The sequence below is a fragment of the Kitasatospora sp. NPDC058184 genome (assembly GCF_042883725.1).
Lineage (GTDB): Bacteria > Actinomycetota > Actinomycetes > Streptomycetales > Streptomycetaceae > Kitasatospora.
The window spans coordinates 241941-255902 of sequence record NZ_JBHVVE010000008.1 but is presented as its reverse complement, the minus strand read 5'-3'; the positions used below and the strand labels follow the sequence as shown (position 1 = coordinate 255902).

9 protein-coding genes and 1 riboswitch are annotated in these 13962 nt (G+C 73.6%); of the genes, 6 read left to right on the top strand and 3 right to left on the bottom strand.

The features are described 5' to 3' along the window. Positions 1-61 precede the first annotated feature (61 nt). Positions 62-1474 carry a hypothetical protein gene (locus tag ACFVXH_RS18095; protein ID WP_387824732.1) on the top strand — a complete coding sequence of 471 codons (1413 nt, stop codon included), beginning with the start codon at positions 62-64 and terminating at the stop codon, positions 1472-1474. Between the two features lie 84 nt (positions 1475-1558). On the opposite strand, the gene ACFVXH_RS18090 is transcribed toward ACFVXH_RS18095, so the two are convergent. Together ACFVXH_RS18090 and ACFVXH_RS18085 are read right to left on the bottom strand one after the other, a co-directional pair. Next, complete coding sequence (locus ACFVXH_RS18090; RefSeq protein WP_387824729.1) at positions 1559-2029, bottom strand: flagellar hook-length control protein FliK; 471 nt, start codon at positions 2027-2029, stop codon at positions 1559-1561. A 29-nt stretch (positions 2030-2058) separates the two neighbouring features. After that, positions 2059-3150 carry a prenyltransferase/squalene oxidase repeat-containing protein gene (locus ACFVXH_RS18085; RefSeq protein ID WP_387824726.1) on the bottom strand — a complete coding sequence of 364 codons (1092 nt, stop codon included), beginning with the start codon at positions 3148-3150 and terminating at the stop codon, positions 2059-2061. 97 nt (positions 3151-3247) lie between these two features. Beyond that, positions 3248-3388: riboswitch (cobalamin riboswitch) on the bottom strand. Positions 3389-3506: 118 nt separating this feature from the next. Between ACFVXH_RS18085 and cobF the strand changes: the two genes are divergently transcribed. Beyond that, positions 3507-4265, top strand: coding sequence for a precorrin-6A synthase (deacetylating) (gene cobF, locus ACFVXH_RS18080; protein WP_387824724.1), 759 nt, complete (start codon positions 3507-3509; stop codon positions 4263-4265). Between the two features lie 9 nt (positions 4266-4274). Here the strand turns inward: cobF and ACFVXH_RS18075 are convergent, their stop codons facing one another. Further along, positions 4275-5279 carry a hypothetical protein gene (locus ACFVXH_RS18075; protein WP_387824721.1) on the bottom strand — a complete coding sequence of 335 codons (1005 nt, stop codon included), beginning with the start codon at positions 5277-5279 and terminating at the stop codon, positions 4275-4277. A gap of 345 nt (positions 5280-5624) precedes the next feature. Between ACFVXH_RS18075 and ACFVXH_RS18070 the strand changes: the two genes are divergently transcribed. The 4 genes from ACFVXH_RS18070 to ACFVXH_RS18055 all read left to right on the top strand — a co-directional run bounded on the left by ACFVXH_RS18070 (position 5625) and on the right by ACFVXH_RS18055 (position 13895). Next, entirely contained in the window at positions 5625-6677 is a 1053-nt protein-coding gene (locus tag ACFVXH_RS18070) for a 2,3-butanediol dehydrogenase (protein ID WP_387824718.1), read from the top strand. A gap of 310 nt (positions 6678-6987) precedes the next feature. After that, the gene (locus ACFVXH_RS18065; protein ID WP_387824715.1) at positions 6988-7113 is read left to right on the top strand and encodes a hypothetical protein; all 126 of its coding nucleotides are present in this window, start codon (positions 6988-6990) and stop codon (positions 7111-7113) included. Positions 7114-7375: 262 nt separating this feature from the next. Further along, on the top strand, positions 7376-8524 hold the full coding sequence (locus tag ACFVXH_RS18060) for a serine hydrolase domain-containing protein (RefSeq protein ID WP_387824712.1): 1149 nt from the start codon (positions 7376-7378) through the stop codon (positions 8522-8524). 499 nt (positions 8525-9023) lie between these two features. Beyond that, complete coding sequence (locus ACFVXH_RS18055) at positions 9024-13895, top strand: hypothetical protein (protein WP_387824709.1); 4872 nt, start codon at positions 9024-9026, stop codon at positions 13893-13895. Positions 13896-13962 lie beyond the last annotated feature (67 nt).

Below are 13962 nucleotides of genomic sequence, written 5' to 3'. Positions count from 1 at the left end.
CCGAGCGGACGCGGGAGTCCCGGGGCAGGGTCGGCGCCCGCCACCCCAAGGAGCCTGTCCCGTGCCCCTCCGCACCCCGTCCCGCGCCGCCTCGGCGACCACCGTCGCGCTGACGGCCGGCGCCCTGCTGCTCTCCGCCGTCCCCGCCCACGCGACGGCCACCCCGGCCCAGATAGCCACCTCCAAGAGCACCGGCGTCACGTACCTGAAGTCCCTCCAGGCCGCCGACGGCAGCTACGTCACCGGCGGCGGACTCTCCAACGAGTGGGCGTTCAGCGCGCTCGCCGCCGCCGGAACGGCCGCCGCCGACGTGACCCCCGGCGGGGACACCGGCAAGAACGCCCGCCTCGTCTACCGCAACCAGCTCGCCGCCCCCGGCTGGCCCGGCACCTCACCCGTGGCCACGGACTACGAGCGCGCCGTCCTCAACGCCTACGCGGCCGGCATCGACCCCGCCCGCGTCGGCCCCGGCCGCAACCTCCTCGCCGACCTCACCGCCTACTGGCAGACCGCCGAACCCGGCTACTACGGCCCGTCCGCCAACTTCAACGGCACCGTCTTCGGCCTGCTCGCCCTCGCCGGCGCCAGGACCCAGGCCGGCGCCCAGCGCGCCCCGCAGCCGCTGCTCGACGCCTCCGTCACGGCCGTGCGCGCCAACCAGCACAACGACGGCGGCTGGAACTACAGCAAGGCCGCGGGCGACCCGACGGCACTCGCCCAGGGCAGCGACATCGACATGACGGGTGCCGCCATGGCCTCCCTCTGCACCGCCGGCGTGCCCAACACCGATTCCACGGTCGTCGCCGCCAAGAACTTCCTCAAGGGCAAGCTCGCCTCCTCCGGCGCCTTCAACGCCATGTTCGGGGTGAACACCGACTCCAACGGCTGGGCCGTGTCCGGCCTCAACGCCTGCGGCATCAACCCCCAGGGCACCGACTTCACCAGCGGCACCGGCAAGACCCCGGTCGACTTCCTGATCTCCCAGCAGTTCAAGCCCGGCGGCGGCTTCAAGTACCTTCCCACCGACACCAGCCCGTCCGCCTACGCCTCCGTCGACGGCCTGCGCGCCGTCGCCGGTGCCGGGTTCACCGCCACCCCGCCCGCCCCGACCACCGCGGGCGAGCCCGCCTGGGCCGCGACCACCGACTTCACCGCCGGCACCGCCGCCCGGCTCCCGCTGGTCGTCGACGACGGCACCGGCGCGCTCAGGGTCTGCGCCGTCACCCTCACCCCGACCGGCACCACCACGACCCTCGGCGACGTCCTCGACGCGGCCGCCACCGCGACCCCGAGCGGCTGCGTCACCTCCGTCACCCCGTCCACCGGAGGCGGCACCGTCACCGCGCTCAACGGCACGGCCAACGCCGGCTCCTCCACCTGGAAGCTCAGCCTGGACGGCGCCACCGCCACCCCGGCCGCCCGGGCCGCGACCGTCCACCTCGGCGACACCGTCTCGCTGCGCTACGGCGGCTGACCGCACGACGCGACGCAGGACGGGGGCACCGGCGCCCCGGCCCCTTCCGGAGAAGGGGGCGGGGCGCCGGTGGCCCTCCGCCTGTCAGGGCGCGGTGGTGCCCGGCTGCGCGCCGGCGCCGAAGGACCAGCCCTCGACGTCGCCGGGGGCCGGGTCGTAGCTGCCCGCGCCCAGGGTGCTGTACGACCAGGGGCCGCCGTGCTGGGCGTGCCAGTACGACCAGTAGGCGCTGCCGGTCGGGTTGGTGCAGGCCGTCGGCAGGGCGTTGATGGTGCAGACGAAGCCCGGGTAGCGCGGGTGGAAGGCGTACGAGAATCCGGCGCCGGTGAGCGCGGCCAGGCCGCTGGCCGGGTCGCCGGGCGCGCAGCCGGTCTGGATGCCGCCGCCGACGGCGGTGAAGTCGACCACGACGGTGACGCCGGTGGTGCCGCCGCAGGCGGCCGCCCGCGCCTGCGGGGCCTGGACGGCGCAGACGCCGAGCAGTCCGGCGGTGAGGGCCGCCGCGGCGGCGATCGACCCGAGCGTACGGCGGGCCGGGGTGGGGGTGTCGCCCATCGGTGAACTCCTCACGGTTTCAACGTGGTTCAGCGCGTGGCCGGGGCCGGCGGGCAGGCCTGGGTCGGGGCGTCGGGAGCGGCCCCGGAGGCGGAGAGCGTGGACAGCGGGGTGCCCGCGAGGCCGAGGACGGCCTGCGCCGTGGCCCGGGCCCCGTTGCCCGCGTTGAAGCCGGTCGCGTCGTAGGCGACGGCACCGCGGACCGCCGGGTCGGCGGAGCAGCCCTGCTGGAGCTTCACCAGCCGGCCCCACGCCTTGAGGCCAGGGCCGAGGCGTCCGCCGGAGAGCAGCGCCTGGGTGGCCAGGCCGGTGCTGTTGGCGTTGGAGGCGGTCGCCCCGGCGGCCGCGAAGCCGCCGTCGGCGTTCTGGTGGGCGGTGAGCCAGCCCAGGCCCGTGTTCGCCTTGGCGGCGCGGCCGGTGGCGGCGAGGGCCTGGACGGCGAGCGCGGTGGCGTCGGCGTCGCTGGTGCAGGCGGCCTGGCCGAAGGAGAGCGGGAAGCCGCCGTCCGCGCACTGGCTGTTCGCCAGGAAGTCCACGGCCGCCGCCGGGGCGCCACCGGGCGTGCGGTGCAGGGCGATCACGGCGAGGGACTGGCCGAAGGCGTTGCTGTAGTCGCCCCACTGGGAGCGGTCGGAGTACCGGCCCTCGGCGGTCTGCAGCGACCGCAGGCGGGCCGGCAGGTCGACGCCGCCGAAGGCCGTCGGGTCCCCGCCGCGGACCTCGACGGCGAGCAGCAGCTTGGCGGTCGCGCCCGCGTAGGCCTCGGTGGTGCCGTCGCCGAGGTAGCCGCCGATGATCTCGGGCTTCGCCAGCCAGGCGGTGGCCTTCGCGGCGGCCTCGTCGGAGCCGCGCGAGGCGGCGAAGGCCAGTACGGCGTCGATGGTGAGGCCCTGGTCGGGGTAGGCGGTCCCGTTGAAGACGGACTCGAAGTGGTCGCCGTCGACGAGCTGGCGGGCCAGCCAACCGCCCGCGGCGGCGTCGGGGCGGACCGTCGGGGACGAGGTCGCGGCGGCGGGCGCGTTCTCGGGCGCGGCGTGGGCGGCGGTGGCCGCCGGGAGTGCGGTGGCGAGCGCCACGGCGGGTATCGCGAGCAGACCGAGGGCGCGGCGGAGCGTGGGCATGGTGACCTTTCCGGGCCCGCGCGCAGGGGCCCGGAGGGCGGCGGCGACAGCCGGGGCGGCCCTCGGGGCTCCGGCCCGCGGACCACGACGGGAGGAGGGACGACACACCTCCGCCGACGGGTACTCGGGCTCGCCTCCGACCAGGAGCCGGCGGCCTACCGTTGCGGGCCAGCGCCGGATTCGAACCGGACTTCCCCCAGCGGCGGAGTCACAACATGACGGCCCATCATGGCGATACGGAAAAGATCCGGTCAAGGGTTCGAACGTGACATCACGGTGGCCGCCGCCCGACATCGCGACGCGCCCCTCCCGGCCGCCGACGCGACCAGGGCGTCCCGGACGGCAGAATGCCTCCCATGCGGCACATCTTCGTCATCGGCATCGGCGCGGGCGACCCCGACCACCTCACCCTGCAGGCGGTCAAGGCGCTCGCCCACACGGACGTCTTCTTCATCCTCGACAAGAACGAGGACCGGCAGGACCTGATCCGGCTGCGCCGCCGGATGCTGGCCGAGCACGGCCGGCCAGGCCACCGGGTGGTCGAGGCGCCGGACGCGGAGCGGGACCGCACCACCCCCGCGTACGCGGCCGCCGTGGACGACTGGCGCGTCCGCCGGGCCGACCTGGTCGAGCAGTTGCTCTCCGAGCACCTCGGCGAGGGCGAGACGGGCGCGTTCCTGGTCTGGGGGGATACGAGCCTCTACGACAGCGTCATCGCCGTGGTGGACGACGTCCTGGCCCGCGGCGCCGTCGGCTTCGACTACGAGGTGGTCCCGGGCATCAGCAGCGTCTCCGCGCTCGCGGCCCGCCACCGCACCACGCTGACCCGGGTCGGCCGCCCGGTGCAGATCACCACCGGCCGCCGGCTGGCCGAGGGCTTCCCCGAGGGCGTGGACGACGTCGTGGTGATGCTCGACGGCCGCGCCGCCTTCACCGGGATCGACCCGGAGGGGCTGGAGATCCGCTACGGCGCATACCTCGGCACCCCCGACGAGATCCTCGTCGCCGGTCCGCTCGCCGAAGCCGCCCCGCGGATCAGCGAGTTGCGCGAGTCGGCCCGCGCGCGCAAGGGCTGGATCATGGACACCTACCTGCTGCGGCGCTCCGGGAGCTGACCGGCTCCTTCAGCCCGGTCCCGGGGCCGGTTTCGGGTCCGGATCCGGGTCGGTGAGGCGTTGGAGGAGGGCGGCCGCGATGTAGCGCATCCGACCGGTCGTCGTGCGCGGGTCGTAGCCGAGGTCGCGGGTCAGCGCCTCGTGCCGGGCCTGCAGGGTGGAGTGGTGCATGCCGAGTTCCGCCGCGGCGGCGCGGACGCTGTCCGATTCCACGAGCACGCGCAGGACCGTGGCCGAGCGGGCGTCGAGCCGCAGCAATGCCCGGACGTCGTCGTGCGGGGCGTGGGGGTCGTGGGCCTCGGCGAGCATGAGCATGGCACCGAGGTCCGTCGCGTCGACGGCGGGTGTGGCCTCGGTGGTCAGCCGGAGCGCGACGACGGCGCCGTCCCACGACGCGGGCGCCCGGTCGGCCCGCACCCACGGGCCCAGGCCGGCCCGGCCCGGGAGCGGCACGCTTCCTGTCGTGTCGAGGGTCGCGCGCAGGATCCCGTAGCGGGTCGGCAGGACCGCCGACGGCGGGCCGGGCACCCGCTCGTCGACGCCGGTCGCGATCAGCCGGATCCGCGTGCCCGCGGCCAGGCGCAGCCTGGCCAGGGCGGTCATGCGCTCGTTGACCGTCCGGGCCGCGTCGAGGCCGGTCTCCAGGGCGCCGCCCGCGTCGCGGCGCAGGTCGAGGAGGTCGACCGCGAAGGCGAGGCGCTCGACGATCACCGCGTCGCTCAGGTGCTCGCCGCCCTCCCGTTCCAGCCACACGCTGCCGCTCGAACAGGGGCGGACCAGGGTCCGTGCCTCCCGGCCGGCGGTGCCGTCCAGGAGCCGGCCCTCCGGATCGCGCCGACTGGTCCGACCGTGCCGTTCGGCACCGGCCACGGTGCCGGACAGGGCGGCGGCCCCGCGCAGGAGGCCGTCCAGGCCGACGTCCCCGGTGATCAGCGTGTCGAAGTAGGAGACCACCTTGAGGGCCTCGGCCGCCCGTGGGTCCAGGGCACCGATCCGGCCGATGAGCTCATGCATCTCTACTCCCTCACGTACCTGGTGACCCTACCTGCGCCGTCGGCTCCGGCCGGGCCGCCGCGTGCCGGGCCCGGTCGGACGCCGTGGCCCCGGGCGCGCGGATGGCGGGCGAGACTCTCGGATTCCGCCGCGTCCGGCGGTGGCCCGCGGCATGCCGGGCACCCGACGATGGGACGGACGGCGCGACCGCGTGGCGGGGAACGGCGGGATCCGACGACCGGTGTTCCCGCCCGCCGCCGTCCGGCCCCGCGCCCGGTGCGGCCGGCTCCCGATCCGGTTCGCGACGGCGCGGGCACGACGACCGGCGGTCCCGGTCGGCATGGAAAGTCCCAGGAAAGGCGAAGCATGAGAGCAGCACGGTTCCACGGCAAGGAAGACCTCCGCATCGAGGAGGTGCCGGAGCCCGGTCCCGGTCCCGGGCAGGTGAAGCTGCGCAACGCGTTCGCCGGCATCTGCGGCTCCGACCTCCACTTCTACTTCTATCCCGAGTCGCTGCCGTTCGACGTGCACCGCCCGCACCCCCTGACCGGTGCCGCCCTGCCGCAGATCCTCGGCCACGAGTTCTCCGGCACCGTCGTCGAGGTCGGCGAGGGCGTGACGGACGTGAAGGTCGGCGACCGCGGCGCCGTCTACCCGCTGGCGGTCTCCTGCGGCGAGTGCGCGGCGTGCCACAGGGGGTTGCCCTTCTCCTGCCGGCTGATGGGGTCGCTCGGGTCGAACGTGGAGGGTGGTGGCCTGGCGGAGTTCTCCACCTTCGACGCGTCGCAGCTGCACGTGCTGCCGGACGGCGTGGACCTACGGCTGGGCGCGCTGGCCGAGCCGATGGCGGTGGGCTGGCACGCCGTCGCGCGCAGCGGCGTCGAGCCGGGCGGTACGGCGCTCGTCGCGGGGGCCGGACCGATCGGCATCGGCGCCTGGTTCGCGCTCAAGGCCCGCGGCGTGGAACGGGTGCTGGTGTCCGAGCCGAGCGCGGACCGCAGGGCGATCATCGCGGGCCTGGGCGGAACGGTCGTCGACCCGGTGAACGAGGACCTCGCGGGTGCCCTCGCCTCGCTCACCGACGGCAGGGGCGTGGACGTCGCGGTGGACGCCGCGGGTGCCGGTCCGGCGGTCACCGCCGCCCTGGCGGCCCTCGTCCCCGGCGGCCGGCTGGTAGTCACCGCGCTGCACGAACACCCGATGGAGTTCCAGCCCACGGGGCTCATGATGACCGAGACGGAGATCGTCGGCGCGGTCGGATACCGGCCCGAGGAGTTCGACGCGGTCATCGCGGCCATGGCCGACGGGGTCTACGACACCACCGGCTGGGTGCAGGAGCTGCCCCTGGACGGCATCGTCGACGCGCTCCACTCACTGCGCGCAGGCGTCGGCGGGAAGATCCTCCTCCAGGTCGGCTGAACACCTCCGAACGGTCCGGTACGGACGCCCGGCGGGGCATCCGTACCGGACCGTGGCGCGCCCGCGGCCGCTGCGCGCGAAAGGCACCGGTCGGCTCCTGCCTGGGCAGCGGCTGTCGACCGTACGCACGGCCTTGGCGCCACCCGCCGGTGCGCTGTGGGCCAATTCCGGCAGCAGGATCCCGCCTGACGTTCCGTCATGAGATCGAGCAGGACGGCCCCTTGGGCTCTTCCGGCTCGACCACGCCGCACCGCCGCCCACTCCGGGCGGCGGCCCGAGCCCATGACTGGAGGCCGTCGAGGTGCCTGCGATGCCGGTCGTCGGGCTGGTCCCCCGCGCCGCCGAGAACGCCGCCGACGTCGTCGTCCGCACTGCGCACGGCCGCGACACCGTGCCCTTCAAACACCACGTGATCACGATGAAGCGCGTCATGTGACATCCGCTCAGGGCCCAGGTGCGTTTGTGTCCGCCAGTCCGAGCACCGTGCTCGGCCTCACCGTGCCCGGCTACGACGACCGTCCCGTGGACGTGGCAGCGGTGGCCGTACTGCCGTGAACCCGTCATTCCTGCGGATGCCGGGGGACAACCCCACCCACGACCGGGTGGGTAGCGGCATCGTCCCAGGTGGCCGGCTCCGGAGAGGGTTGGGGCAACGGCGAGACCCGCCGACCTCCTGGACGAACAACCGGAGTTGACACATGCGCAAGCAGGCACGGCAGACCGTCCACCCGCCCCGGCACCGCAAGGCCCTGGTGGCCGCGATGGCCGTCGGCGCCCTGACCACGGGCGTGCTGGCCCCCACCACCACGGCGTTCGCGGCACCGAGGCCGGACACCGTCCAGCAGGGCCTGGACGCACTGGTGCGGGACGACGGCATCGTCGGCACGCTCGCGAACGTCGAGAAGGGGAACGGCCGCGCCCGCGACTACACCGCCGGCGTGGGCGACCTCGCCTCCAAGGAGAAGGTCCCCGTCGACGGCCAGGTACGGGCCGGCAGCAACACCAAGGCCTTCAGCGCCGTCGTCGTCCTGCAACTGGCCGCGGAGGGGAAGATCGCCCTCGACGCGCCCGTCGAGACCTACCTGCCGGGCCTCGTGCGCGGGGACGGCATCGACGGGCGGCACATCACCGTCCGCCAGATCCTCCAGCACACCAGCGGGCTCCCGGAGTACCTGAGGGGTGATGCCTCGTTCCACTACTACGAGCCGCGCGACCTCCTCGACAACGCACTGCGGTTCAAGGCCGACTTCGCCCCCGGCACCAGGTTCAACTACAGCAACACCAACTACCTCGTGGCCGGCCTGATCGTCCAACGCGTCACCGGCCACGCGATCGCCGCCGAGATCGACAACCGCGTCGTCAAGCGCGTCGGCCTGCGCCACACCTACTTCCCCGCCCCCGGCGACACCACCATCCGCGAACCCCACCCCAAGGGCTACTACCGCGACACCCCCGACGCTCCCCTGCGCGATGTCACGGAGACGGACCCGTCCTTCGGCTGGGCCGCCGGCCAGCTGGTCTCCACCAACTCCGACCTCAACCGCTTCTTCTCCGCCCTCCTCCGCGGCGACCTCCTCCCGCCCGCCCAGCTCGCCGAGATGAAGAAGACCGTCCCCGCCGAGAGCGTCGGCCCCGGCGCCGCCTACGGCCTCGGCCTGGTCAGCAGGCCCCTGCCCTGCGGCGGCCGTTACTGGGGCCACGGCGGCAGCTTCCCCGGCTACGAGACCCGCGGCGGCGTCACCGAGGACGGCAGCACCGCGGCCAACATCGCCGTGACCTCCCGCCCGACCGACAAGGCCGCCCTGCGGCATGTCGAGGTCGTCGCCGAAACGGCCCTCTGCCGCTGAGCCCACTGCGTGCGGACAACACCGCCGTACGCACCGATGGTTCCGGCCTTCGGCCCGGGGCGGGTATCTCCCGCTCCGGGCCGAAGCCGTCTCCCCGGGCAGCTCCATGGTGCGCTCCGCGATGCCGAAGACCCGCATCAGCCTCAGCGGGTCGGCGCACTCGAACCCCTCGTCGGCGAGCCGGTCCTGGCCGTCCGGCGTCACGCCCTCGGCCGATCCGCCGGACGGAACCCGGACCGGCCTACAATCCCAGCGGACGCTCCCACCGGGCGGAATCCGCACACGATTCGTACAGTGACAACTGCGGAGCGAGAACCCGCGTCCCCGCCGTGATGCGGCAGCGGTCCGGCTCGAACGGACCTGAGACGGGACACCGGCCGGCGCTGCCCACCAGAACCCTCGCGGCCGGAGCGAAGGCCCCTGCCCACCCGGCGTTCCCCACCGGCCTCTGACTTCACTCCTTCCCGCTGAGCGGGCCACACCGAGGAGCAGCAGGACGATGGCACGTACGGCAGCCACCAAGAGACCGTCGAGGACCCAGCAGCGAGCGGGCGATACGGACCGGGCAGAGGTCGCCGATGCCTCGGCCGAGGCGGAGCTCCTCGGGGACGACACCCACATCGACCCCGGCTCTTCGGCCACCAGGATCACCGTCTCCGGGAACGCCACGCTCGACTTGAGCCAGGGCACCGTGAAGCCTCCCGAACCGGTGGCGGGCGAGAACGCGGTCCTCTCCTGGACGGTGACGAACCTCGGGCCCGACGACGTCACCTCCGCCGTCGGTGAGTTCGACATGGGGGAGGGCCTGAGCGAAGTCGGCTGCACCATCGACGACAAGCCCGCTCCGGAGTACCAGCTGCCGCCCTTGAAGCGTGGCGAGAAAGCCGTGGTGGCCCTCACCGTGCAGATCGCGCCGAACGCCGGCATCCCCCTGGGTGTCCTGTTCGGTGTCCACAACGCCGACGCGACGCCGAGCCGGCAGACGATCGTGGTACCCGTGTCGAAAGTGGACCTCTCCCTGACGGGCGACCCCACCGGCGAAACGGTGGCCGCAGGCCAACCCGTCAGTTTCCGTTGGAAGGTGGAGAACCGGGGACCGTCCAGCGCCGAGATGGTGAGTGTACGGGCCACTCTTCCGGCCGGGGTGCGCTTCGACTCCGCCGACGGGGGCGGAACCCTGCAAGCCGACGGCACTGTCCTCTGGCAGCTCGGCTACCTGGACCCACCCCGATCGCGCACCGTGACGGTCAAGGCGAAGACGTCCCCGAACGCACGGGACACCCTGGTCGCCACGGCCATGACGACCTTCAGCAGGCCGGACGGCTCCGGCAGTCCGGCGACCACCCCGCGGGTACCCGTCACCCTGAAGGTCCAGGAACTCGCCACGCTCACCTGCACAGCGGCCGCCGTCCCCCAGCGGGCGGTCGCCGGGCGGGACGAGCTCACCTGCACCTGGACCTTCCACAACGAGGGCCCCGCCGTCGTCCGTGGCCTCGCCGTCACCGCGACGCTGCCGGACGGTCTGGCCTTCGTCTCCGCCACCGAGGGCGGCGCGCTCCAGAAGGGCGGCAGCGTCAGCTGGGCGCTGCCCCCGGTCGAGTGCGGCGACACGACCGTCGCCGTCACCGCGAAGGTCGACCCCGGGGCCCTCGGCCCGCTGACCGCCACCGCGAAAGCCTCCGCCACGACCCTGGACGCCACAACAAAGAGGCCGATCAGACTCCCCGCGACCGAGGTGACCGTCACCGCCACCGCCGAGGCCGTGCTGTCGCTGCGCGCCGAAACCACCGACCCGCCCCGGGTGGTGGCGGGTGACCGCGACCACCCCGCTGACTTCCGGTGGACGCTCACCAACAAGGGGAGTTCCACGGCAACCGGCGTCACGGCACGGGTCACCCTGCCGCCCGGTGCCACCTTCGTGTCCGCCACCCCGACAGCCACCATCAACGGCAAGGACATCAGCTGGGATCTGGGCACCCTCCCGCCGGACCACCCGGCCGACCTCACCCTCCGTGCCTGGCCCGCCCCGGAGGTGCGCGACTCGCTCACTCTCAAGGCCGGTGCCGATGCGCGGACACTCGATCCCCGCACCGGGAAGCCGGCCAGGACGCCCGAGGCTCCGGCCACGGTCCAGGTGACGGTGAAGGCCCAACTCAGGGTCGTCGAGACCCGGTTCAGCCCCGAGACGGTCCAGGACGGCGACCAGCTCGCCCTGGCCTGGCATGTGGTGAACACCGGTCCGTCCCTGGCCCGCAACGTGACCCGTACGGTCAAGCTGCCGAGCGCCCTGCACCTCGCCGACGGCCAGCAACCCAGCTACACCCAGATGGAGTTGGCACCCGGCAAGGCCGGCGGATGGTTCACGGTCGTCACGACGGTCGGCGGCACGCGAGACGAGAAGCTCACCACCACCGGCCTGTTCACCGGCGATGGTTCCACTGAGGTCTGCCAGGACATCACCGTCCCCGTCAAGCAGGGGATGGGCGGTTTCCACTTCCCCTCCGGCTTCGTGCCCTTCGGCTTTCCGCCCCCGTTCGGCGGCGACGGCACTGGAGAGGACCACGACGAGTCGGATGACGATGACGACGAGAAGGACAAGACCACCACACTGAAGTTCACCAAGGCGAAGGCCGATCCGGAAACGATCGACCCCGGCGATCCCGTGACCTACTCCTGGACCCTCAAGAACACCGGCCGAAAGGTCACCGCCAAGAACATCTACGTGTCGATCACCCTGCCCACCGACGTCAAGCCGAAGAAGGTCGACGGGCTGCCCGCCGCCCCCACCCCCAAGGTGATCGTCGGCTACCTGGGTTCACTCGCCCCGGGCAAGACCCAGGACTTCTCGGTGGAGACCGTCGTCGACGACGGTGCCACCGGCTCGCTGCCCGCCCGCGCGTACGCCTGTTCCGCACAGGCCTTCCCGCTCTGGAAGACCGCCGAGGCCACCGCCCGCGCCTCGTCCCAGCTGGACCTGATCGGCGAGGTCGCCTCGAACCCCACCGACTCCGGAAAGCCGATCACCTACCGCTGGACGCTGACCAACAAGGGGCCCTCCGACACGTCCGGGCTCACCGTCCGGATCGCCATGCCCGACCAGGTGTCCGACCCAACGGGCAAGGTCACCAAAGGCGGATCACAGACGGCGACCTGGGACGAGCGGAACCGGCAGCTCGTCCTCGACTCCCTCGGCACGCTGTCGAAGGACCAGCAGCTCACCTTCGAGGCCACCGCCACCGTCCGCAGCGATGTCACCGGCCCGCTGGAGGCGACCGCCCACGCCCGGGCCACCGACGCCCCCGAGGTCAAGAACACCCTGACGGCCGAGGTCAAGGCCGCGTTGGGCCTCACCGGCACAGCCGTCCCGCCCGAGGTGGTCGCCGGGCGCGACCTCACCTATGTGTGGACCCTCACCCACGCCGGCGGGCCCTCCGCGGAGAAGATCGACCTCACCGTCGGCCTGCCGGCCTCCCTCACCTACCGCACCTCCTCCCACAGCGGCGCGCCGGCTCCCGACGGCAGGAAGGTCCAGTGGCCGCGGATCGATCGGCTCGGTCCGGGCGAACAGCGCACGGTCACCGTCACGGCCCTCGTCGACCCGGCCGCCAAGGCGGACACCATCCCCGCCGTGACCGCCACCGCCAAGGCGCGCGACACCGCCGACGCCACGGGCAAGACCGACGCGGTGCGGGTCACCCGCACGAGCGCGCTCACGATCGACGGCACCGGCACCCCCAGCCCGGTGACGGTGGGCGAACCGGCCTCGCTCGTCTGGACGGTGGTCAACCGCGGTCCGTCGCTGGCCTCCGGCGCCGTCGCCGCCCTCACCCTGCCACCCGAGCTGGGCAGTCCCAAGATCACCGTCTCGAACGGCAGGAAGACGTCCGGCCAGGCCGGTTCGACACCCCTGCCCGACCTCAAGCCCGGCCTGCCCGTCACCGTGACCGCCACCGGCACCACCACCACCGACGGCCTGGCCCAGGCACGGGGCACGGTGCGCGGACGGGCGGTGGTCACGGAGAACGGGCAGGCAGCGGCCGACGCGGTGGCGCGGATCGAGATCGACTCCGACGCCGTCCTGGCCCTCACCCCGGGCCCGGACACCGCCGACCTCCGCACCGCCGATGCCGGTACCACGGTCCCGTTCACCTGGACGGTCGCCAGGGCCGGAACCTGCGCCACCGGCCCCGCCTCCCTCCGGATCGCCCTGCCCCCCGAGCTCACCGCCACCGAGGCCCTGGTCGACGGCCAGGCCGCGTCCTCGCTGTCGCAGAGCGACGGACACCTCACCCTCGGCCTCGACGGCCTCTCCACCGGGAAGCAGACCGTGCGGGTCACCTGCCGGGTATCGCCCCAGGCCCCCGCCGCCCCGGCGAAAGGACCCGATCCGCTCGCCGTCACCGCACTGCTGTTCGCGGACGGCGCGAGCCCGGTCACCCACACCGCCCGGCTGAACGTCACCGTCCGCAGCACCGTACGGATCAGCGCCTTCCAACTCCCGTACCCGGTCACCGCCGGCGGCGAGAGCGTCCTGGTCTGGTCCCTCGGCAACGACGGGCCCTCCAGCGCCCGGGACACCTCGTTCGTCCTGACGCTCCCGAAGGACCTCGTCTTCCTGGACGCCACCGTCGACACCGCCCCGCGCAGCGGCACCGTCGATCCGGCGCACCCCGGCCGGCGGACCGTCCCCGTGGGAGAGCTCGCACCGGGCGAGGCCGCGCAGATCGCCGTACGGGTCACCGTCTCCCCCGACCCGGCCGGCCCGAAGGCCGCCGTCACCCGGTCCGCCACCGTCGGCTCCACGACCGGCCTGGCCTCCGGCAGCGACCCCGTGCCCATCGGCAGCACCGCGCAGGTCGCGATCACCACGACGGTCTCTCCCCCCGCACCCCTGGTCGGCGACAACGTCACCTACGTCTGGAACCTCACCAACACGGGCCAGAGCACCGTACGTGGGGCCACCTTCGAGGTCACCGTGACGGGCGAAGAGTTCGTCCCCGACCACGGATCCACCGTCGCCAAGGTCACCCCGTCCGAGGACGGGAAATCCCTCACCGTCGTCTTCGTCGTCCCCGCGCTCGCGCCGGTGGCCGAGCAGACGTTCACCCTGGTCGGGAAGGCCACCAAGGCCGTCATTCTGGTGGCCACGCCCGTGGTCAAGGACGGGACGGGCAAAGCCCTCCAGCCTCCGGGCCCTGAGAAGCGCACTCAGGTCGGCCGCATCACTACGACCCCGCGTACGACACGGACCTCCCGCACCGCGCCTCGCCCGACGGACGCGAAGCCCCGCCGGGCCGCAGCCAAGCGCACGACGCCCGCCAAACGCACGGCGGCGCCCGCCGGGCGACGCAAGCGCCTCCCCGCTTCCTGAACCGGTCGCGCGCAACCCCCTCGCATCTGACCCGCGCGGGCCCGTCGGGCCCTGAAAGAAGTCACCC